This is a genomic window from Streptomyces sp. NPDC058632 (assembly GCF_042717095.1).
In the GTDB taxonomy this organism is placed as follows: domain Bacteria; phylum Actinomycetota; class Actinomycetes; order Streptomycetales; family Streptomycetaceae; genus Streptomyces.
Window position 1 is genome coordinate 13,855 of sequence record NZ_JBHXQZ010000063.1, and the last position, 21,226, is coordinate 35,080.

19 protein-coding genes are annotated in these 21,226 nt (G+C 71.6%); 12 read left to right on the forward strand and 7 right to left on the reverse strand.

The window, feature by feature from the left end:
• The first annotated feature begins 60 nt into the window (after positions 1-60).
• On the forward strand, positions 61-411 hold the full coding sequence (locus tag ACFWVE_RS23115) for a VOC family protein (RefSeq protein ID WP_384016995.1): 351 nt from the start codon (positions 61-63) through the stop codon (positions 409-411).
• Positions 412-549: 138 nt separating this feature from the next.
• On the opposite strand, the gene ACFWVE_RS23120 is transcribed toward ACFWVE_RS23115, so the two are convergent.
• The 6 genes from ACFWVE_RS23120 to ACFWVE_RS23145 form a co-directional block, all read right to left on the reverse strand.
• Entirely contained in the window at positions 550-1,101 is a 552-nt protein-coding gene (locus ACFWVE_RS23120; protein WP_384017000.1) for a GNAT family N-acetyltransferase, read from the reverse strand.
• Between the two features lie 52 nt (positions 1,102-1,153).
• Positions 1,154-2,125, reverse strand: a complete 972-nt coding sequence (locus ACFWVE_RS23125; RefSeq protein WP_384017003.1) for an LD-carboxypeptidase — start codon at positions 2,123-2,125, stop codon at positions 1,154-1,156.
• Positions 2,122-4,116 carry a prolyl oligopeptidase family serine peptidase gene (locus tag ACFWVE_RS23130; protein ID WP_384017006.1) on the reverse strand — a complete coding sequence of 665 codons (1,995 nt, stop codon included), beginning with the start codon at positions 4,114-4,116 and terminating at the stop codon, positions 2,122-2,124. Before ACFWVE_RS23130 ends, ACFWVE_RS23125 begins: the two co-directional genes overlap by 4 nt.
• 4 nt (positions 4,117-4,120) lie before the next feature.
• Positions 4,121-5,425, reverse strand: coding sequence for a M20/M25/M40 family metallo-hydrolase (locus tag ACFWVE_RS23135; protein WP_384017009.1), 1,305 nt, complete (start codon positions 5,423-5,425; stop codon positions 4,121-4,123).
• The gene (locus ACFWVE_RS23140; RefSeq protein ID WP_384017012.1) at positions 5,418-6,251 is read right to left on the reverse strand and encodes a M55 family metallopeptidase; all 834 of its coding nucleotides are present in this window, start codon (positions 6,249-6,251) and stop codon (positions 5,418-5,420) included. The genes ACFWVE_RS23135 and ACFWVE_RS23140 overlap by 8 nt, the downstream gene beginning before the upstream one ends.
• 300 nt (positions 6,252-6,551) lie before the next feature.
• A complete protein-coding gene (locus ACFWVE_RS23145; RefSeq protein WP_384017073.1) occupies positions 6,552-6,995 on the reverse strand; it encodes an SRPBCC family protein in 444 nt (147 codons plus the stop codon).
• Between the two features lie 272 nt (positions 6,996-7,267).
• Here ACFWVE_RS23145 and ACFWVE_RS23150 point away from each other — a divergent pair, with 272 nt between their 5' ends.
• The 3 genes from ACFWVE_RS23150 (at position 7,268) to ACFWVE_RS23160 (ending at position 9,960) form a co-directional block, all read left to right on the forward strand.
• Positions 7,268-7,468: a hypothetical protein gene (locus ACFWVE_RS23150; RefSeq protein ID WP_384017015.1), complete on the forward strand. Its 201-nt coding sequence runs from the start codon at positions 7,268-7,270 to the stop codon at positions 7,466-7,468.
• A gap of 249 nt (positions 7,469-7,717) precedes the next feature.
• Positions 7,718-9,295 (forward strand): alpha/beta hydrolase, encoded by a 1,578-nt coding sequence (locus ACFWVE_RS23155; RefSeq protein WP_384017018.1) that lies wholly within the window; start codon positions 7,718-7,720, stop codon positions 9,293-9,295.
• Between the two features lie 158 nt (positions 9,296-9,453).
• Positions 9,454-9,960: a GNAT family N-acetyltransferase gene (locus ACFWVE_RS23160; protein ID WP_384017076.1), complete on the forward strand. Its 507-nt coding sequence runs from the start codon at positions 9,454-9,456 to the stop codon at positions 9,958-9,960.
• A 47-nt stretch (positions 9,961-10,007) separates the two neighbouring features.
• Here ACFWVE_RS23160 and ACFWVE_RS23165 read toward each other — a convergent pair whose 3' ends face one another.
• Positions 10,008-10,628, reverse strand: a complete 621-nt coding sequence (locus ACFWVE_RS23165; RefSeq protein WP_384017021.1) for an adenylosuccinate lyase — start codon at positions 10,626-10,628, stop codon at positions 10,008-10,010.
• Positions 10,629-11,011: 383 nt separating this feature from the next.
• Here ACFWVE_RS23165 and ACFWVE_RS23170 point away from each other — a divergent pair, with 383 nt between their 5' ends.
• The 8 genes from ACFWVE_RS23170 (at position 11,012) to ACFWVE_RS23205 (ending at position 21,206) form a co-directional block, all read left to right on the forward strand.
• Complete coding sequence (locus tag ACFWVE_RS23170) at positions 11,012-12,826, forward strand: 3-hydroxyacyl-CoA dehydrogenase family protein (RefSeq protein WP_384017024.1); 1,815 nt, start codon at positions 11,012-11,014, stop codon at positions 12,824-12,826.
• 169 nt (positions 12,827-12,995) lie between these two features.
• Positions 12,996-13,808: a TetR family transcriptional regulator gene (locus ACFWVE_RS23175; protein ID WP_384017027.1), complete on the forward strand. Its 813-nt coding sequence runs from the start codon at positions 12,996-12,998 to the stop codon at positions 13,806-13,808.
• Between the two features lie 416 nt (positions 13,809-14,224).
• On the forward strand, positions 14,225-15,562 hold the full coding sequence (ccrA, locus tag ACFWVE_RS23180) for a crotonyl-CoA carboxylase/reductase (protein ID WP_384017079.1): 1,338 nt from the start codon (positions 14,225-14,227) through the stop codon (positions 15,560-15,562).
• 8 nt (positions 15,563-15,570) lie between these two features.
• Positions 15,571-17,622: a protein meaA gene (locus tag ACFWVE_RS23185; RefSeq protein WP_384017030.1), complete on the forward strand. Its 2,052-nt coding sequence runs from the start codon at positions 15,571-15,573 to the stop codon at positions 17,620-17,622.
• The gene (locus tag ACFWVE_RS23190; RefSeq protein WP_384017033.1) at positions 17,619-18,593 is read left to right on the forward strand and encodes an HpcH/HpaI aldolase/citrate lyase family protein; all 975 of its coding nucleotides are present in this window, start codon (positions 17,619-17,621) and stop codon (positions 18,591-18,593) included. Before ACFWVE_RS23185 ends, ACFWVE_RS23190 begins: the two co-directional genes overlap by 4 nt.
• Before the next feature lie 5 nt (positions 18,594-18,598).
• Entirely contained in the window at positions 18,599-19,168 is a 570-nt protein-coding gene (locus tag ACFWVE_RS23195; RefSeq protein ID WP_384017036.1) for a MaoC family dehydratase, read from the forward strand.
• Positions 19,169-19,171: 3 nt separating this feature from the next.
• Entirely contained in the window at positions 19,172-20,377 is a 1,206-nt protein-coding gene (locus ACFWVE_RS23200) for an acyl-CoA dehydrogenase family protein (RefSeq protein WP_384017039.1), read from the forward strand.
• Positions 20,378-20,549: 172 nt separating this feature from the next.
• Entirely contained in the window at positions 20,550-21,206 is a 657-nt protein-coding gene (locus ACFWVE_RS23205) for a phosphatidylserine decarboxylase (RefSeq protein ID WP_384017042.1), read from the forward strand.
• Positions 21,207-21,226 lie beyond the last annotated feature (20 nt).

Consider the following 21,226-nt stretch of genomic DNA (forward strand, 5'->3'; position numbering starts at 1 on the left):
GCACGAGGCGGGGGCGAGCCGAGGCACAACCGCCGCCGCAGGCCAACTAGGCTCGTCGTCATGGAGATTCTGGGTGCCACACTGCGCGTCTGCGTCGACGACATCGAGACCGCGATCCCCTTCTACGAGCGGCTGGCGGGAGGCAGGGCCCTGCGCTTCGAGCGGGCCGGTGTCCAGGTGGCCGCCGTCGGCTGCTTCCTGCTGATGAGCGGCCCCGCGGCCGAACTGGACGTGCTGCGCAAGGTGGCGGCGACCATCGCGGTGAAGGACGTCGAGGAGGCCGGTCAGGTGCTGGCCGAGATGGGCGCGGACATCATCGCGGGCCCGCTCCCCACCCCGGTGGGCCGCAATCTCATCGCACGGCATCCGGACGGGGCGGTGTACGAGTACGCGGACCGCCGCACCGCCTGACCCGCCCGGCCACGGCTCCGTCCGTACCCTCCCCGTGATCCGTGCCGCCTCCGCCCGATCAGGGGAGGTGGTACGGATCAGGGGGCGGGGTGGCGTCGACGGTCTTCCGGACACGGGACGCCGTACGCGCCGACGGGTTCAGTTCGGCCCGCGCATCTCGCGGGTGAGTGCCCAGCGCTCGTGGTCGCGCCAGGCGCCGTCGATGAAGAGCATGCCCGGCGAGAACCCCTCGAGACGGAATCCGCAGCCGCGGGCCAGGGCGATGGAGGCGGCGTTGGCGGGCTGCACGTTGATCTCCAGCCGGTGCAGCCGCATCGGCCCGAAGGCGTGCCGCACGACGAGGTCCAGCCCTTCGCGCATCAGCCCGCGCCCCGCCGCGTGCGCGAACGCGCCGTACCCCAGGACACCGCACTGGAACGCCCCGTGCACGATGTTGTTGATGTTGATGAACCCGGCGATGGAGCCGTCGCCCTTCTCGCAGACCAGGAAGCCCGCCCTGGCCGGGTCCTCGATCAGCCGCTGCGCGTACGCGGAGTACGCCGAGGCGGTGTCCGGCGGGAACAGCCAGGGGTGGTGCAGGTCCCTGCTCTGCCGGGCGCGGGCGGTGAACTCGGCGCTGTCCGCGTGGGTGAAGTGGCGTATCCCCACGCGGGGGCCTTCGGCGAGGTAGCGGGAATCGGGGTGCGGCACCGTGCCACCCTACGGCGGGTACCCGATGCCCGCTGCCGCGTGCCGGACGGGCTCAGGTCAGCGCCGGTTCGTCGAGCGTCAGGGTGCCCGCGTCCGCGTCGAGTTCGGCGGTGACTCCGAACGGCACGGTGAGCGCCCCGTCGCAGTGCCCGAACCCGAACTGCTCTGCCACGGGTACGCCGAGACCGCCGAGCCGGTCGGCGAGCAGGGCCCGCACCTTCTCGTACGGGCCGCACTGCGCCCAGGAGCCGAGCAGCAGCCCCGACACGCCGTCGAGCCGGCCTGCCCGCAGCAGCTGGGTGAGGTAGCGGTCGAGGCGGTACGGCTCCTCCCCCACGTCCTCCAGGCACAGCAGGCCGCCGCGCGCGGAGGGCCTGGTGTGCGGGGTGCCGAGGCCGGCGGCGAGCAGGGCGAGGCAGCCGCCGAGCGTGACGCCGCGCGCCCGGCCGGGGACGAGCGCCGTGCCCTCGGAGGCGAGGGTGCGGACGGTCTCGGGGGCGAACAGGGTGGACCTGAGGTGCTCCTGCGCGCGGGCGTTCTTGAGGAAGTCGACGCCCGCGGCCATCGGCCCGTGCAGGGTGACCAGGCCGAGCCGGGTCGCGAACGCCTCGTGCAGGGCCGTGATGTCGCTGAACCCGACGAAGACCTTGGGCCCGGCGGCCCGCATCGCCGTCCAGTCGAGCAGGTCGACCATGCGCTGCACGCCGTAGCCGCCCCGGGCGCAGATCACCGCGTCCACCGCGGGGTCGCACCAGGCGGCCTGCAGGTCGGCGGCCCGGTCGGCGTCGGTGCCGGCCAGGTAGTCGAACTCGCCGTGCCGGTCGAGGACATGGGGTGCGGCCACCGGGTCGAGGTCCCAGCCGCGCAGCGTGTCGAGTCCGGCCTGAAGCCGATCCTCCGGCACGGGCCCGCTGGGCGCGACGACGGCCACCCGGGCGCCGGGGCCGAGCCGGGGCGGCCGCCGCAACGGTTCCACCCGGCCCACCGGCTGCCCGGCGCGGCTCGGCCGCTCGGCCCGGTTCATCGGTTCGCCCCGGCTGGTCCGGTCAGCCCAAGGACCGGCAGGCCCGGCACCTCGAGTCCGAAAACCTGCGCGTACAGGGACAGTTCGGCTTCCAGTGCGCGCACCATGGTCTCCGCGCGCCGGAAGCCGTGCCCCTCTCCCTCGAAGGTGAGGTAGGCGTGCGGCACGTCCTTGCCCTCCAGCCGGGCCAGGAACCGCTCGCACTGCACGGGAGGGCAGATGCGGTCGTCCAGGCCCTGGAGGAGCAGGAACGGTGCGGTGAGCCGGTCGGCGTGCGCGGCGGGCGAGCGTTCGGCGTACCGCTCGGGGACCTCGGCGCGCGGGCCGATGAGGCTCTCGAGGTACTGGGACTCGAAGTCGTGGGTCTCCCCCGGACCCCAGCCGGTCAGGTCGAGCACCGGGTAGATGATGGTGCCGCAGGCGTAGAGGCCGGTCGTGGTGAGGGAGACGGCCGCGGTCCAGCCGCCGGCGCTGCCGCCGCGGACGGCGAGCCGGTCGCGGTCGGCGGTGCCCTCGTCGGCGAGGGCGCGCGCGACGGCGGCGCAGTCTTCGACGTCGACGACGCCCCACTGCTCGCGCAGCCGGTCGCGGTAGGCACGCCCGTAGCCGGTGGAGCCGCCGTAGTCGACCTCGGCGACGCCGATGCCGCGCGAGGTGAAGTAGGCGATCTCGAGGTCGAGGACGAGCGGTGCCCGGCCGGTGGGCCCGCCGTGCGCCCGGATCACGTACGGCGCCGGCTCGCCGTCGGGCCCGGCGCAGCCGGGGCTGCGCGGCGGGTACACCTGGGCGTGGATCTCGCGGCCGTCCGGTCCGGTGAAGGTGCGGACCTGCGGTTCGGGGTAGTGGGCGGGGTCCACGGCGTCCTCGTGCGGGGCACCGATCACCCGGGCCCTGCCGGTGCGGGTGTCCAGCTCGACGACCTCGTGGGCACTGCGCGGGCTCGCTCCGACCGCGACGACGCGCTCACCGTGGGCCGCGAGCGTGGGCGTGAACTCGGTCCAGGGGCCGGCCGCGTCGACGACGTCGCCCGTCCGCGGGTCGAGTATGCCGAGCGTGGCGGCGCCCCGGCCGTGCACGACGGCGATCAGGCCGCTGTCCAGCGGGGTGAACCAGCGCGACCCCGGTTTCCACAGCGGCCCGCCGAACTCCTCCTCGCGCGGGCAGACGGGTTCGCCGTCGAGGTAGAGGTTCCACCAGCCGGTGCGGTCGCTCGAGTGGAGCAGTCGGCCGTCGTGCGTCCAGTCGGCCTGGGCGACCGACTCGCCGGGGCCGCCCGCCACGGTGCGGGCGTCGTGCAGGGTGCCGTCGGGTGCGACGTCGGCGAGGCGGAGTTCGGTGCCGTCCCAGGGCATGCGGGGATGGTCCCAGGCCAGCCAGGCGACGAGCCGCCCGTCGGGGGCAAGGCGCGGCCCGGTGACGAACCGGTGGCGGTCGTCGGTGAGTTCGCGCACGGCCCCGCGAGCGTCGGCGGCCGAGCCGTCCAGTGGTACGGCGGCCAGGACGCGGCGCACGTCACCGGGGCCGTCGCCGGTGAACTCCTCCAGGACGCACCACACCTCGCCGCGGTCCGGCAGCAGGGTCGGCTCGGCCCAGCGAAGCCCCTGCCCCACCGGGGAGACGGGGGTCAGCGGACGCGGCTCGCCGCCCGGTTCGTACCGGTAGAGGCGCTGGTCGGCGAAGTCGACGAACACCACGAGCGGATCGTCGTCCCGCACGAACCCGGCCCAGGGCCGTCCGCCGTACTCGTGGACCCGGCTGCGCACGTTCCACGGCGCGGGCAGGACGGACTCCTCGACGCCGTCGGAGTGCCGGCGCACCAGGGTGCGGCGGCCGCCCTCGGCGGGCCGGGGCTCGGTCCACCACACCTCGTCCCCGACGAACCCCACGTACTCGGGGCTTCCGTCGTGCGCCGCGGCCGTGGCCGCGTCGATGGGCGAGGGCCACTCGCCGTACGGCAGGGTCCGCACCGTCTCCCCCACGCTCTCGCCCATCCGCTCAGGCCGTCCGCAGGAACCGGTCGAGGACGCGGACGCCGAAGTGGAGTGCCTCGACGGGGACTCGCTCGTCGACCCCGTGGAAGAGGGCCTGGTAGTCGAAGCCCTCCGGCAGCTTCAGCGGGGCGAAGCCGTAGCCGGTGATGCCGAGGCGGGAGAACTGCTTGGCGTCCGTGCCGCCGGACATGCAGTACGGCACGGGGTGCCCCTCGGGTGCGAACTCCTGCACGGCGGCCCGCATCCGGGCGAACGTCGTCGAGTCCACCGGCGACTGGAGGGCCGGCTCGCGGTGGTGGAACTCCCAGTCCACGTCGGGCCCGGTGAGCCGGTCCAGGGTGGCGTGGAAGTCGTCCTCGCCCCCGGGCAGGATCCGTCCGTCGATGTACGCCTCGGCCTGGCCGGGGATCACGTTGACCTTGTAGCCGGCGTCCAGCATCGTCGGGTTGCTGCTGTTGCGGAGGGTGTGCTCGACGAGTTTCGCGGCCGGGCCCAGCTTGGTGAGCAGCGCGTCCACGTCGGACAGGTCGGGGTCGACACCGTACAGGGCGGCGAGTTCGGTAAGGGCCGCGCGGACGGTCGGGGTGAGGCGCAGCGGCCACTCGTGCTCGCCGATGCGGGTGACGGCGGCGGCGAGGCGGGTCACCGCGTTGTCCCGGTTGACCTTGGAGCCGTGGCCGGCCCGCCCGCGCGCGGTGAGTTTGAGCCAGGCCGTGCCGCGCTCCCCGGCCGCGATGGGGTAGAGCTGCCGGCCGGTGCCGTCGTGCACGGTGTAGGCGCCCGACTCGCTGATCCCCTCGGTGCAGCCCTCGAAGAGCTGCGGGTGCCGGTCGGCGAGGAAGCCGGAGCCGTCCTCGGCGCTGGCCTCCTCGTCGGCGGTGAAGGCGATCACGATGTCGCGCCGGGGCCGCACGCCCTGGCGGGCCCAGGCCCGCACCACGGCGAGGATCATCGCGTCCATGTTCTTCATGTCGACGGCGCCGCGCCCCCAGACCACCCCGTCGCGCACCTCGCCGGAGAACGGGTGCACGCTCCAGTCGGCGGCCTCGGCCGGTACGACGTCGAGGTGGCCGTGGACGAGGAGCGCGTCGGCCGTCGGGTCGGTGCCCGTGAGGCGCGCGACGACGTTGGTCCGGCCGGGGGTGCGTTCGAGCAGCACCGGTTCCAGGCCCGCTCCGGCCAGCCGCTCCGCCGCGTACTCGGCGGCGGGCCGCTCCTGGCAGTCACCGCCGCCCCGGTTCGTGGTGTCGATCCTGATGAGCTCGGACGTGAAGGTCACGACCTCGTCCAGGGCGCGTTCGTCAGCCATACTGCTCCTCCACCGCGGCCGAGGCGATCGTGGTGACCGCCTTGAAGGTGCGGATCCCGTCGTACATGGTCCCGCTGGTGTACGCCACTTTCCGCTCACCGGTCCGGGCCACGCCCGGCACGACGGTGGCGGCCATGGCCAGATGCTCTGCGTCGAACTCCACCGCGACGGTGAAGGGGCCCCCGGCCACCGGCTCGTGGCGCACCGCGAGCGCGGCGGCGTCCTTGGCCGCCGCGCGGATGTCGAAGGCCGTCCGGGCGGGCGTCCGGCACACGGCCGCGTACCGCGACACGTGGTCCTTGACCGCGACCTTCAGTGCCCCGGGTGCGTAGCCGAGCGCGTCCTCGCAGGCCACGTCGTCGCCGGTGACCAGGACGACCGGCACCCCGTACTCGGCGACGACGGCCGCGTTGAGCAGGCCCTCGCTCGCCCGTTCGCCGTTCAGCCACACGCCGGTGATGGAGTTGGCGAGGAAGGTGTGGGCGAGGACGCCCTCCATGCCGGCGCCCGCGTGGTAGCCGACGAACGCGATGCCGTCCACGTCGCCGTGCTGCACGCCTTCGACCATGGACAGGGACTTGTGCCGCCCGGTGAGCATCTCGGCCCGCTCGTCGAGCCGCTCCAGCAGGAGATTGCGCATGCTCCAGTGCGCCTCGTTGATCAGCACCTCGTCGGCGCCGCCGTCGAAGAAACCGCACACGGCGGCGTCGACGTCGGAGGTGAACATGGACCGGCAGCGCTCCCACTGCGGGGTGCCCGGCAGCACGTCGGCCGGCCAGGTGACACCGGTGGCGCCCTCCATGTCGGCGCTGATGAGGATCTTCATGCGCCTCACGCTACGTCCTGCCGCCAAAGCTCTGCCAGGCCTGTGGAAAACTCTCACCGGCCCGGACCAATGACGGTACAGGACGCACGGAACCGCCTCCCACCAGCCCCTATGCCTCCAGCCCCTGTACCTCCATGTCCTGTGCCACGCCCCGGGTCACCCGGCGCGCCCGGTCACGTACCAGGCGGACGGCAGTTCGATGCGGGAGCCGTCGGACGGCACTCCGTCGTGGTGGGGGGGAGGAGGCAAGGGGGCCGGCCGCCTCACGGCACCGCCGGCCCCCTCACGTCACCGCACCGGCTACTTCTCGACCTCGGCGGCGAGCTTGGCCAGCAGCGCGTCGTGGATGCGCGCGAGCCCCTTGGGGGCGAAGGTCCTCTCGAAGAAGCCGCCGATGCCCCCGGCGCCGGTCCAGGTGGTGGTCACGACGACCCGGGACTTCCCCTCCCCGGCCGGGGTGACGCGCCAGGTGGTGACCATGGACGAGTTGCGGTCCTTCTCGACCAGTTCGCCGTCGCTCGGCTCGGTGACCTCCATCAGACAGTCACGGACGCGCTTGCTGGTGGCCTGGAGCTTCCAGTGGACGAGGCTGCCCTCCCCGTCACCGCCCTCGCGGACCTCGTACTCGCTGTACTGCTCGGGCATCACCTTCGCGCGTGTGCCGCTGTAGTCGGCGAGGGCGTCGAACACCGTCTCCGCGTCCGCCGCGACGATCCGCTCCGTAGTGGCCTCGACCTGCGCCATCGATTTCCTCCAGGACATGGGTTCTCGGTGGGTCGGGGCAAGCCAACCACCCCCTCGCCCGGCCCCCCAAATCGGGGGTCCCGAAGTGATCGGGAGTGCTCCCGAAGCGATCACCCGCACGATCAAGGGAACATGTGTTCTATTGTGTGGGTCGGTACCGCCAGGGACACGCGAGCGCGTACGTACCGCACTGCGTACTGCGCCTCAAGTCCCCCTTCGCCCGGGGAGGTTCGTTGATCAGCGCACCGCACGCAGACGGAGCCTGGAAGAGCATGACGAGGTCGATCCCCACCGGGAGGACGGACCCGCGCCCCGCCCCGGGAGAAGCAGGACGGGCCGCCCGCACCGAACTCTTCCAGGGATCGGGCGCACGCCCCGCGGGCGATGCCGTCGCACCGTGGCTGCTGCTGCGCGAGCACACGGCGCGCCGCCTCGACGGCCGGCAGCCCCCACTGCGTCCGCTCGGAGGCTGACACCCACCCGCACAGGACCGGCGCTGCTCCAGGTGCACGGTATACGAGGGCATCGCCCCACCGCGCACGGCCCCGCCCCACCCGCGGAGCGCCCCACCCAACTCTCGCTTCTTCAGAAGCATTCGAGGGCATCCGGCGACCCGATCGGGTCAAGAGCCGGCAGAACACGTTCATCCGGCGGCTCGTTCCGGGACGATGCCGCGTGGACCGTGAGCCCGCGGTTCACCGACCTCCGTCCTGGGAGGACCCATGAGGAAACGCGCAGCAGTGCTGTGCGGTGCCGCCGCCGTCATGGCCGGGAGCCTGACGGCCCTGCCCGCCGAGGCGGCCGCACCGAGCGGTGCCGACACGTTCCGCGCGGCGAAGCCCGCGTGGAAGGACTGCGGCACCGAGGATTATCCGGCGCTGCAGTGCGCGTCCGTCGAAGTGCCGCTCGACCACGCCCGCCCCGGGGGGCGGAAAATCACCCTCGCGCTGTCCCGTGTGCCGCACACCGCGAAGAAGTACCAGGGCCCCCTGCTGGTCAACCCGGGCGGCCCCGGGGGCAGCGGGCTGCCGCTCGCCGGTTTCGTCGCGGCCTCGCTGCCGAAGGAGGTGGCAGCCCAGTACGACGTGATCGGCTTCGACCCGCGCGGGGTGGGCGCGAGCAAGCCGGCCCTCGACTGCCGGCCGGGCTTCTTCGACCCGGTACGGCCGAACCCGGTGCCGAGCGCCCCCGCGGTGGAGCGGGCCAACCTCGAGCGCGTGAAGTCGTTCGCGGACGCCTGCGGCAAGAAGCACGGGGATCTCCTGCCGTACGTGAACACGACCAGCGCGGTGCGCGACATGGACGTGATCCGTCAGGCGCTGGGCGCCAGGAAGATCAATTACTTCGGCTACTCCTACGGCACGTACCTGGGCGCCGTGTACGCCAAGCTGTTCCCGGAGCGGGTGCGGCGCCTGGTCCTCGACTCGGTCGTCGACCCCACCGAGGTCTGGTACGAGGCCAACCTGAACCAGGACCACGCCTTCAACGACCGCCACCGCGCCCTGATGGCCTGGATCGCCGAGCACGACAGCACGTACCGGCTGGGCACCGGTCCGGAGGGGGTCGAGGCCGAGTGGTACGCGATGCGCGCGGCCCTGGCGAAGAGGCCGGCCGGTGACAAGGTGGGCGCTGCCGAGCTGGAGGACACCTTCCTCCCGGGCGGCTACTACAACGGCTACTGGCCCTACCTGGCGGAGGCGTTCGCGGCGTACGTGAACGACGGCGACTCGGGACCCCTGGTCGAGACGTACGAGAACTTCGGCGCGGTCGACGCCGCCGGCGACAACGGGTACAGCGTCTACACGGCCGTCGAGTGCAGGGACGTGTCCTGGCCGCGGGACTGGCGGCAGTGGCGCAAGGACAACTGGGAGGTGTACGAGCGGGCGCCGTTCATGACGTGGAACAACGCCTGGTACAACGCGGCGTGTGCGTTCTGGCCGACCGGGTCGCAGCGGCCGGTGAACGTCGTCAACACGAAGCTCCCGCCGGCGCTGCTCTTCCAGGCCACCGACGACGCGGCCACCCCGTACCAGGGCGGCGTGACGGTCCACCATCTGCTGGCCGGCTCCAGCCTGGTGGTGGAGCAGGGCGGCGGCAACCACGGCATCACGCTGAGCGGCAACGCCTGCCTGGACGAGCACCTGACGGCCTACCTGACCGACGGCACCGTGCCGCGCGGCCGCGGCGAGGCCGACGCGGTCTGCGAGCCCCTTCCCGACCCGGCCCCGCGCACGTCGAAGGCGGCATCCACCACGTCCCGCGGCTCGACCCTCCACGGCCTCCTCGGCTTCCGCAACTGAGCGGGGCGTTCGTCGGGGGCGGGGAGCCGGGGCGGGGCGGGGCACGTGACGCGTCGTCGGACCCCTGGTCCACCATGGGGCCCATGAGTGAGCCGACCGGGGCCCCCGCCCCCGACCGCGTCCTTCCCGCCTCCCCGGCGGGCATCGTCCCGCGTCCGATGACGGCGGACGACTGCGGCGGCGTGGCCGGGATCCGCGTACGCGGCCGGCAGTACGCCTACGAGGGCCTGGTCCCCCAGCCGTATCTCGACGGGCTCGACGTCGCGGCGGACGCCGACCGGCAGCGCGCCCGGCTGCTGGACGGCGACGGGAGTGTGCGGAACCTGGTCGTCGACGGGGACGACGGCGGGCTTCTCGGCCGGGTCGCCTTCGGCCCGTACCGGGACGGCGACACACGCACCGGGGACGCCGAGTTGTACGCCCTCCACCTCCGCCCCGAACACATCGGGCGGGGCGTGGGCAGGGTCCTCCTCGCGGCGGCGACCCGGCACTGCGCCGACGCCGGGCACGCGCGCATGTACCTGTGGGTCCTCAAGGGCAACACCCGCGCCCGCCGCTTCTACGAGCGCGCCGGCTTCGTCGCGGACGGCGCCGAGGAGGCCTTCGAGGTGGGCGGGGCGGTGGTGCCGGAGGTGCGGTACGCGAAGGAACCGCTCCGCGACTGAGCAAGCAGCCGGCCCCGCCCCGGGAGCCCCCTCAACCGGTTCTGCGGCTACCGCTGCCCGGGAATCAGTGGCGGCCCCGGCGCCTGCCGCTGCCCCGGGATCCGCGCCAGGGCGTGGACCGCCGCCTCGGCCAGGGCGGGGTGGGCCAGGGCCTCGTTCAGGACGGGTGCGGCGCGGGCGTCGCCGAGTTCGCCCAGTCCGTCCACGCAGGCGAGGGCCACCCCGCGGTACGGGTCGTGCGGGCGCAGCCGCCGCTGCAGCGTGGTGATCAGGGCGGGCACCGCCTCCGGGGCGCGCAGCGCGACGAGCAGGCGTACGGGGTGCAGGGCGTAGGCGACGCGGAGTTCGTTGGTGGCGAGGGCGGCGGCGGCGCGGGCGGTGCGCGGGTCGCCGAGGCGGGCCAGGGCGTGGGCGGCGGCGGCACAGCGCGGGGGGTCCCGGTGGTTGAGGAGGAGGACGAGGGACTCGAAGGCCCGCCGGTCCCCCGCGAGCCCGAGGCGGAAGGCGGCCAGCTCCCTGGCCCACAGCGGCTGCCCGGTTTCGGTGAGTACGGCGGCCAGGGCATCGGGGTCCTCGGTCGCCAGAAGCCGGTCGAGGGACGCCGATCCGGCCGCTCCGGCCGCCTCACTCCGTAAGCGCTCCGTGAGCGATCGCAACTCTTCGTCCATGCTCCGAGGTTAGACGGCCCACCCGCATCTCGGGACGTGCATCACAAACACCGGGGGCTGGCGCGCTCGTTACCGGCGAGTTAAGCTCAATCGAGCGAGTTACCCACTCGCGTTCCCGCTGTTCGTTTCTCCTCACGGTGGTTTGGTGACGCAGCCACGGTGAGTGCAGTCGGTTCGGTACTCGTGTACCGCAGTACGGCTCGGCCTCGGGACAGGGCCGGTCGGAACCGCCGTTCCCGGGCGTGTGCACGCCCGTCGTGACGGCACCGGGCGTGTGCGCTCGCAGCCCGGCATCACCCGCACTCCGTACGCACGCACCCGGTGCGCCCTTCGGCGCACCGGGGCGCGTTCTCCGTCGTCACCCTCATTCCTGGAGTCCCTCGATGGCCACTCCCCTGTCCCCCCAGTCCGGCACTTCCGTGTCCCCGCTCCGGACCGTCGCCGTGGTCGGCCTCGGCACGATGGGCACCGGCATCGCCGAGGTCCTCGCCAAGGCCGGCCGCGAGGTGGTCGGCATCGACATCAGCGCGGCCCGGGCCGCGCGGTGCGTCGCCGCCCTGGAGTCCTCGACGGCCCGCGCCGTGGGGCGCGGCCGGCTCACCACGGAGCAGCGAACGGAGCTGCTGGCCCGCGTGACCACCTCCACCGACGTCGCGGCGGCGGCCGGCGCCGATCTGGTGATCGAGGTGGTGCCGGAGTCGTACGAGGCCAAGCAGCAGGTCTTCCGGGAACTCGACGCCGTGGTGCGGCCGGAGACGATCCTGGCGACCGGTACCAACGCCCTGTCGGTCACCCGCCTCGCCGCCGACTCGGCCCGCCCCGAGCGCGTGCTGGGTCTGCACTTCTTCAATCCGGCCCCCGCGATGAAGCTGGTGGAGGTCGTCTCCTCGGTGCTGACCTCGCCGGCGGCCGTCACCGCGGTCACCGATCTGGCCCTGGACCTGGGCAAGGAGCCGGTCGCGGTCGGCGACCGGCCCGGATTCGTCGCCGACGGACTGCTGTTCGGCTATCTCAACCAGGCCGCCGCGATGTACGAGTCGAACTACGCGTCCCGCGAGGACATCGACGCCGCGATGCGGCTGGGCTGCGGTCTGCCGATGGGACCGCTGGCGCTGCTCGACCTGATCGGCGTCGACACCGCGCGCACGGTCCTGGAGGCCATGTACACGGAGTCCCGCGACCGGCTGCACGCGCCGGCCCCGATCCTCGGGCAGCTGAGCGAGGCGGGTCTGACGGGCCGCAAGGCGGGGCGCGGCTTCTACACGTACGAGGAGCCGGGCAGCGCCGCCGTCGTGCGGGACGCGCTGACCCCGCCGGAGGGCGGCCGGCCCACCGAGGGCCGGCCGGTCCGTTCGGTGGGCGTGGCGGGCTCGGGCACCATGGCCTCGGGGATCGCCGAGGTGTTCGCCAAGGCCGGCTACCACGTGGTCCTCGCCGCACGCAGTGCGGAGAAGGCGCAGGGCGCCAAGGCCCGGATCGGGAAGTCGCTGACGCGCTCCGTCGACAAGGGGCGGATGACCGCCGAGGCCGCCGCCCAGGCTCTGGAGCGGGTCCGGCCGACGGGCTCCTACGACGACTTCGCCGACGTGGACCTGGCGGTCGAGGCGGTCGCCGAGGACCTGGAGGTCAAGCGGCAGCTGTTCGGGACACTGGACAAGGTGTGCAAGCCGGGAGCGGTGCTCGCCACCACCACCTCCTCGCTGCCCGTGATCGCCTGTGCCCGCGCGACCTCGCGTCCGCAGGACGTGATCGGCATGCACTTCTTCAACCCGGCGCCGGCCATGAAGCTGGTCGAGGTGGTCCGTACGGTGCTGACCGGGGACGACGTCCACGCGACGGTGCGCGAGGTCTGCCACGCGATCCGCAAGCACGCCGTGGACTGCGGCGACCGGGCCGGGTTCATCGTCAACGCGCTGCTGTTCCCGTACCTCAACAACGCGGTCAAGATGGTGCAGGAGCACTACGCCGGCATCGACGACATCGACGCCGCGATGAAGCTGGGCGGCGGTTACCCGATGGGCCCGTTCGAGCTGCTGGACGTGGTCGGGCTGGACGTCTCGCTCGCGATCGAGAAGGTCCTGCACCGCGAGTTCCGCGACCCGGGGCTGGCCCCGGCACCGCTGCTGGAACACCTGGTGGCCGCGGGCTGCCTCGGCCGCAAGACCGGCCGCGGCTTCCGCGAATATGCCAAGCGCTGAGCTCCCGCACCGCCTGGACGACTGGCACCGCGGCGACGGCCAGTGGGGCGGGCTGCTGGAACCCGACCGGTTCCCGCAGCCCGCGGGCCGCACCGCTCCCCCGCCCCCCGGGGACGGGGGAGTTCCCGGCCGGGCGCGGCGAGCTGCGCGCATGCAGTACGTTCGGGGCATGTCCCAGCCCGCCAGGTCCTCCCGTACACCCGTCACGACCGAGCCGCCGGAACGCGCCGCAGGCACGCGCGCCGCCGCCCAGCGGCTGAAGATGCGCCGGGAACTGGCGGCCGCCGCGATGGAGCTGTTCGCGACCAAGGGGTACGAGGCCACCACCGTCGACGAGATCGCGGCCGCGGCCGGGGTCGCCCGCCGGACCTTCTTCCGGCACTTCCGCTCCAAGGAAGAGGCGATCTTCCCGGATCACGACGACACCCTGGTGCGCGCCGAGGCGGTGCTCAACGCGGCCCCGGCACACGAGCATCCGCTCGACACGGTGTGCCGCGGCATCAAGGAGGTCATGCGGATGTACGCGGCGCGGCCGGAGATCTCGGTCGCCCGCTACCGGCTGACGCGTGAGGTGCCCACCCTGCGCGAGGCGGAGATCGCTTCGGTGGCCCGCTACGAGCGCCTCTTCACCCGTTATCTGCTCGGCCACTTCGACGAGCACGCGCACGACGAGGACGCGGGCGACGACCCGCTGCTGGCCGAGGTCGCCGCGTCCGCCGTGGTCACCGCGCACAACCACGTGCTGCGGCGCTGGCTCAGGGCGGACGGCCAGGGTGATGTGGAGGCGGAACTCGACCACGCCTTCTCGATCGTCCGCAAGACCTTCGGGAGCGGGATCATGGCGGGCCGCCGTACGGTGCCGCCGAGGCCGCCGGCCGCGTCGGTGTCCACCCAGGGCGAGGTGCTGGTGACGGTCGCCCGCACCGACGCCCCGCTGGACGAGGTGATGCGGACCATCGAGCGGGCCCTGAAGGAACGCTGAGCACGCCCTCAGCGCTGTGACGACGGCCACCCCACCGGGTGGCCGTTTTGCCATGTCAGGGCCGCTTTTCGCGCCCTCTGCCGGCGCCGTTCGATCGATCATCGCTCATTTGTTACGTAAAGATTTCATCTGAGATCGATTCATGGCACCCGGTGCCTTGCACGCTGTCACGGCGTGCCATACGTTGAAGGAGTCCGGGCGGCCGGCGCGCAGAGACCCTTCGTGCGCCGGCTGTCCCAGCAAGCCGGAAGGCCTGCCCGCCCGGACGCCTGCGTCACAGGCACCCTCCCGCGCCACCAAGCGCTGCCGAAGCACCACCGCCGAACCGACGGCATCCCCCAAACCCTCAGCAGCAACGACGTAACCCTCAGCGCCCCTCCCTCAGGGTGCTCACCGCCGGAGGCAACACCGTGACCATGAAGGACATCCTGGCCGCGATCCAGTCGCCCGACTCCACGTCGGAGGACTTCGCCGCCCTGCCGCTGCCCGAGTCGTACCGTGCGATCACCGTGCACAAGGACGAGACGGAGATGTTCTCCGGGCTCGCCACCCGCGACAAGGACCCGCGCAAGTCGATCCACCTCGACGACGTGCCCGTGCCCGAACTCGGCCCGGGTGAGGCCCTGGTGGCCGTGATGGCCTCCTCGGTCAACTACAACTCGGTGTGGACGTCGATCTTCGAGCCGATGGCGACCTTCGGCTTCCTGGAGCGCTACGGCAAGCTCAGCGAGCTGACCAGGCGCCACGACCTGCCGTACCACATCATCGGTTCCGACCTCGCCGGCGTCGTGCTGCGCACCGGTCCCGGCGTCAACGCCTGGCACCCCGGCGACGAGGTCGTCGCCCACTGCCTCTCCGTCGAGCTGGAGTCCAGCGACGGCCACAACGACACGATGCTCGACCCGGAGCAGCGGATCTGGGGCTTCGAGACCAACTTCGGCGGCCTGGCGGAGATCGCGCTGGTGAAGTCCAACCAGCTGATGCCGAAGCCGGACCACCTGAGCTGGGAGGAGGCCGCCGCCCCCGGACTGGTCAACTCCACCGCCTACCGGCAGTTGGTCTCCCGCAACGGCGCCGGCATGAAGCAGGGCGACAACGTGCTCATCTGGGGCGCGAGCGGCGGACTCGGCTCCTACGCCACCCAGTTCGCGCTGGCCGGCGGCGCCAACCCGATCTGCGTCGTCTCCAGCGAGCAGAAGGCGGACATCTGCCGGGCGATGGGCGCCGAGGCGATCATCGACCGCACCGCCGAGGGCTACAGGTTCTGGAAGGACGAGCACACCCAGGACCCGCGCGAGTGGAAGCGCTTCGGCAAGCGCATCCGCGAACTCACCGGCGGCGAGGACGTCGACATCGTCTTCGAGCACCCCGGCCGCGAGACCTTCGGCGCCTCCGTGTACGTCACCCGCAAGGGCGGCACCATCGTCACCTGCGCCTCCACCTCGGGCTACCACCACGAGTACGACAACCGGTACCTGTGGATGTCCCTGAAGAAGATCGTCGGCTCCCACTTCGCCAACTACCGCGAGGCCTGGGAGGCCAACCGCCTCGTCGCCAAGGGGAAGATCCACCCCACGCTGTCGCGGGTGTACTCCCTCGAGGACACCGGCCAGGCCGCCTACGACGTGCACCGCAACCTCCACCAGGGCAAGGTCGGCGTGCTGTGCCTGGCCCCCGAGGAGGGCCTGGGCGTGCGCGACCACGAGAAGCGCGCGAAGCACGAGGACGCCATCAACCGCTTCCGGAACATCTGAGGGATCACATGAGCGAGCGTCAGAGCGCGCCGCGGGCGCGAGGGGAACGGGACCGGCCGTGGCTCATGCGGACCTACGCCGGCCACTCCACGGCCGAGGCGTCGAACGAGCTGTACCGGCGCAATCTCGCCAAGGGCCAGACCGGCCTGTCGGTGGCGTTCGACCTGCCCACGCAGACCGGCTACGACCCCGACCACGTCCTCGCCCGCGGTGAGGTCGGCCGGGTCGGGGTGCCGGTCTCGCACATCGGCGACATGCGCAGGCTGTTCCAGGACATCCCCCTGGAGCAGATGAACACCTCGATGACGATCAACGCCACCGCCATGTGGCTGCTGGCGCTCTACCAGGTCGTCGCCGAGGAGCAGGGCGCGGACATCACCCGGCTCCAGGGGACGACCCAGAACGACATCGTCAAGGAGTACCTCTCGCGCGGCACGCACGTGTTCCCGCCGGGGCCGAGCCTGCGCCTGACGACGGACATGATCGCGTACACGGTCTCCCGCATGCCGAAGTGGAACCCGATCAACATCTGCAGCTACCACCTGCAGGAGGCGGGCGCCACACCGGTCCAGGAGATCGCGTACGCGATGTCCACGGCGGTCTCGGTGCTCGACGCCGTGCGCGACGGCGGCCAGGTGCCGCCGGAGCGCATGGGCGACGTCGTCGGCCGCATCTCGTTCTTCGTGAACGCGGGCGTCCGCTTCGTCGAGGAGATGTGCAAGATGCGCGCCTTCGGCCGCATCTGGGACCGCGTCACGCGCGAGCGGTACGGCATCGAGAACCCCAAGCACCGCCGTTTCCGCTACGGCGTCCAGGTCAACTCCCTCGGCCTGACCGAGGCGCAGCCGGAGAACAACGTCCAGCGGATCGTGCTGGAGATGCTGGCCGTGACCCTCTCCAAGGACGCACGCGCGCGTGCCGTCCAGCTGCCGGCCTGGAACGAGGCCCTGGGCCTGCCCCGCCCCTGGGACCAGCAGTGGTCGCTGCGCATCCAGCAGGTGCTCGCCTACGAGAGCGACCTGCTGGAGTACGAGGACCTCTTCGAGGGCTCCAAGGTGGTCGAGGCGAAGGTGGACGAGCTGGTCGAGGCGTCGCTCACCGAGATGGGGCGGATCGAGGAGATGGGCGGCGCGATGGCCGCCGTCGAGTCCGGCTACCTGAAGTCCCAGCTGGTCTCCTCGCACGCCGCTCGCCGGGCCCGGATCGAGTCGGGCGAGGAGAAGATCATCGGGGTCAACGCCTTCGAGGGCACCGAGCCGAACCCGCTGACCGCCGACCTCGACACCGCGATCCACACGGTCGACCCGGCCGTCGAGGCCCGGGTCGTCACGGCGCTGCGAAACTGGCGCGACACGCGCTACCAGCCGCCGTTCAACCACCCGCGTCCCTGCAAGGCGCTGGAGGCGCTGAAGGAGGCCGCGAAGGGCGACGGCAACCTGATGGAGGCCACCCTGGAGTGCGCCCGCGCGGGGGCCACGACCGGCGAATGGGCCGGCGCCCTGCGCGAGGTGTTCGGCGAGTACCGCGCCCCGACCGGGGTGTCCTCGGCGCCGGTAGCCGTCCCGGCCGAGGAGGGCTCGGCGCTCGCCGGCGTCCGCCGCAAGGTGGACGTGACGGCCCGTGACCTCGGTGTCGGCAAGCTGCGCTTCCTGGTCGGCAAGCCGGGCCTGGACGGCCACTCCAACGGTGCCGAGCAGATCGCCGTGCGGGCCCGGGACGCCGGGTTCGAGGTGGTCTACCAGGGCATCCGGCTCACGCCGGAGCAGATCGTGGACGCCGCCCTCGCGGAGGACGTGCACGCGGTGGGCCTGTCCATCCTCTCCGGCTCCCACGCCCAGCTGGTGCCGGACGTGCTGGAGCGGCTGCGCGAGGCCGGTGCGGCCGACATCCCGGTGATCGCCGGCGGGATCATCCCGAACGCCGACGCCGAGCGGCTCAGGGCCGCCGGAGTGGCCGCCGTCTTCACCCCGAAGGACTTCGACATCACCGGGATCATCGGCCGTATCGTCGACGAGATCCGCAACGCGAACAAGCTCGACCCCCTGGAGGTCCCCGCATGACGACTCCCTCGCCCCAGGTCAACCGGCTTCGCCCCCGGCGCTCCTGCCTGGCGGTGCCGGGCTCGAACCCGCGTTTCCTGGAGAAGGCCCAGGGCCTCCCGGCGGACCAGGTCTTCCTCGACCTGGAGGACGCCTGCGCCCCGCTCGCCAAGCCCGAGGCGCGGCACACCATCGTCAAGTTCCTCAACGAGGGCGACTGGACCGGCAAGACACGCGTGGTCCGGGTCAACGACTGGACGACCGAGTGGACGTACCGCGACGTCGTGACCGTCGTCGAGGGCGCCGGCCCGAACCTCGACTGCATCATGCTGCCGAAGGTCCAGGACGCCCAGCAGGTCGTCGCCCTGGACCTCCTCCTGACCCAGATCGAGAAGACCATGGGCTTCGAGGTCGGCCGCATCGGCATCGAGGCGCAGATCGAGAACGCCCGGGGACTGAACAACGTCAACGCGATCGCGCAGGCCTCCCCGCGCGTGGAGACGATCATCTTCGGCCCGGCCGACTTCATGGCGTCGATCAACATGAAGTCGCTGGTCGTGGGCGAGCAGCCGCCCGGCTACCCGGCGGACGCCTACCACTACATCCTGATGAAGATCCTGATGGCCGCCCGCGCCAACAACCTCCAGGCGATCGACGGCCCCTACCTGCAGATCCGCAACGTCGACGGCTACCGCGCGGTCGCGCAGCGCGCCGCGGCCCTCGGCTTCGACGGCAAGTGGGTACTGCACCCGGGCCAGGTCGAGGCGTCCAACGAGATCTTCTCGCCCTCCCAGGAGGACTACGACCACGCCGAGCTGATCCTGGACGCGTACGACTACTACACGTCCGAGGCGGGCGGCAAGAAGGGCTCTGCGATGCTCGGCGACGAGATGATCGACGAGGCCAGCCGCAAGATGGCCCTGGTCGTCTCCGGCAAGGGCCGCGCCGCCGGTATGCGGCGCACCAGCACGTTCGAGATCCCGGAGGCCTGAGCGCGATGCAGTTCGGACGCACCTACGAGGAGTTCGAGGTCGGCGCGGTCTACAAGCACTGGCCCGGGAAGACGGTCACGGAGTACGACGACCACCTCTTCTGCCTCCTCACCATGAACCACCACCCCCTCCACATGGACGCCCACTACGCGGAGAGGGCGACGGACTTCGGCAAGAACGTCGTCGTGGGCAACTACGTCTACTCGCTGCTGCTCGGCATGTCGGTGCCGGACGTCTCCGGGAAGGCGATCGCCAACCTGGAGATCGAGTCGCTGCGGCACGTGGCGCCGACCTTCCACGGCGACACGGTCTACGGCGAGACGACCGTGCTCGACAAGTGGCCGTCCAGGTCGAAGAACGACCGCGGCATCGTCCACGTCGAGACCAGGGGGTACAAGCAGGACGGCACCCTGGTGTGCGTGTTCCGCCGCAAGGTGATGGTGCCGACCGAGACGTACATCAAGGAGCGCGGCGGCGAGCAGCCCGGCCGCCCGCCCGTCTCCCACCACCGCCCTCGGACGACGCCCCTGCGGGGCGACACCCCTGGATCCGAACCCGAGCAGCAGGAGAAGTAAGAGATGAGCCGTCTCGCCCAGACCCACGGCCTCACGGACGTCCAGCGGGAGATCCTGTCCACCGTCCGCGACTTCGTGGACAAGGAGATCATCCCGGTCGCGACCGGCCTGGAGCACCGCGACGAGTACCCGCAGCAGATCGTCGACGGCCTGAAGGAACTCGGCCTGTTCGGTCTGATGATCCCCGAGGAGTACGGGGGTCTGGGCGAGTCGCTCCTCACCTACGCCCTGTGTGTGGAGGAGATCGCGCGCGGCTGGATGTCGGTGTCCGGCATCATCAACACGCACTTCATCGTGGCGTACATGCTCAAGCAGCACGGTACGGAGGAGCAGAAGGACCACTTCCTGCCGCGCATGGCGGCCGGCGACATCCGGGGCGCGTTCTCCATGTCGGAGCCGGCGCTGGGTTCCGACGTGTCGGCGATCTCGTCGAAGGCGGTGAAGGACGGCGACGCGTACGTCCTGAACGGCCAGAAGATGTGGCTGACGAACGGCGGCACGTCGTCCCTGGTGGCCGTTCTGGTCCGGAGTGACGAAGGACACCCCGAAGGCACGGCGCCGCACAAGTCGATGACGACCTTCCTGGTGGAGAAGGAGCCCGGGTTCGGCGAGGTCCGGCCCGGGCTGACCATCCCGGGCAAGATCGACAAGATGGGCTACAAGGGCGTCGACACGACCGAGCTCATCATGGACGGCCTGCGCATTCCGGCGGACCGCGTGCTCGGCGGGGTCACCGGCCGCGGTTTTTACCAAATGATGGACGGCGTCGAGGTCGGCCGGGTCAATGTGGCGGCACGCGGCTGCGGTGTCGCCCAGCGCGCCTTCGAGCTCGGTGTCCGGTACGCCCAGCAGCGGCACACCTTCGGCAAGCAGATCGCCCAGCACCAGGCCATTCAGTTCAAGCTCGCGGAGATGGCTACCAAGGTGGAGGCGGCGCATGCGATGATGGTGAACGCCGCACGCAAAAAGGATTCCGGAGAACGAAACGACCTTGAAGCAGGGATGGCGAAGTACCTCGCGTCCGAGTACTGCAAGGAGGTCGTGGAGGACGCCTTCCGGATCCACGGCGGCTACGGCTTCTCCAAGGAGTACGAGATCGAGCGCCTCTACCGCGAGGCGCCGATGCTGCTGATCGGCGAGGGCACCGCCGAGATCCAGAAAATGATCATCGGCCGCAGACTGCTCGAAGAGTATCGATTCCAGGGCTGAATGTCCGGATACGGGGTGTTTTCGTGGGCTACAGGATCACGCCCCGTCAGCACCCTCCGGCCATCGACTCGACTGACTGGCTTACCCAGTTGTCGCCCGGAGCCGCTACGATCGCCGGAAAGCCGCCGTCCCCCGTCCATGTGCGCGGCACTATCCGCTACGAAGGTCATCCATGCCCCACAGCCAAACCTCTGCATCTCGCGACAGCATCGCCGGCGTGCGCCTCGCGCGCGGAGCATCGCCGTGGCTCCTGCCGACCGTCGCCACCGCAGCCGTCAGCCTGGTCCGCGCCCGCCGCTCGGGTGCCGCCAAGGCCGTAGCCGTCCCCGTTACCGCTCTCGCGGCGGGGATGCTGTGGTTCTTCCGCGACCCCGAGCGCGAGATCACCCGGGGCCGGGTCATCTCGCCCGCCGACGGTGTGGTGCAGAGCATCATGCCGTGGAAGGACGGCCGGACCCGCGTCGCGATCTTCATGAGCCCGCTCAATGTTCACGTCAACCGCGCGCCACTGGCCGGCACGGTGACGTCGGTCGAGCACATCCCCGGTGGATTCGTTCCCGCCTTCAACAAGGAGAGCGAGAACAACGAGCGCGTCGTCTGGCACTTCGACACCGAGCTCGGTGACATCGAGATGATCCAGATCGCCGGCGCGGTCGCCCGCCGCATCGTGCCCTACGTGCCCGAGGGCACCAAGGTCGAGCAGGGCGAGCGGATCGGTCTCATCCGGTTCGGCTCCCGTGTCGACCTCTACCTGCCCGAGGGCGTGGAGATCGACGTCGAGGTGGGCCAGAAGACCATGGCTGGGGTGACTCGCATTGACCGTGGTTGATCCGGAGAAGACCAGTGCCG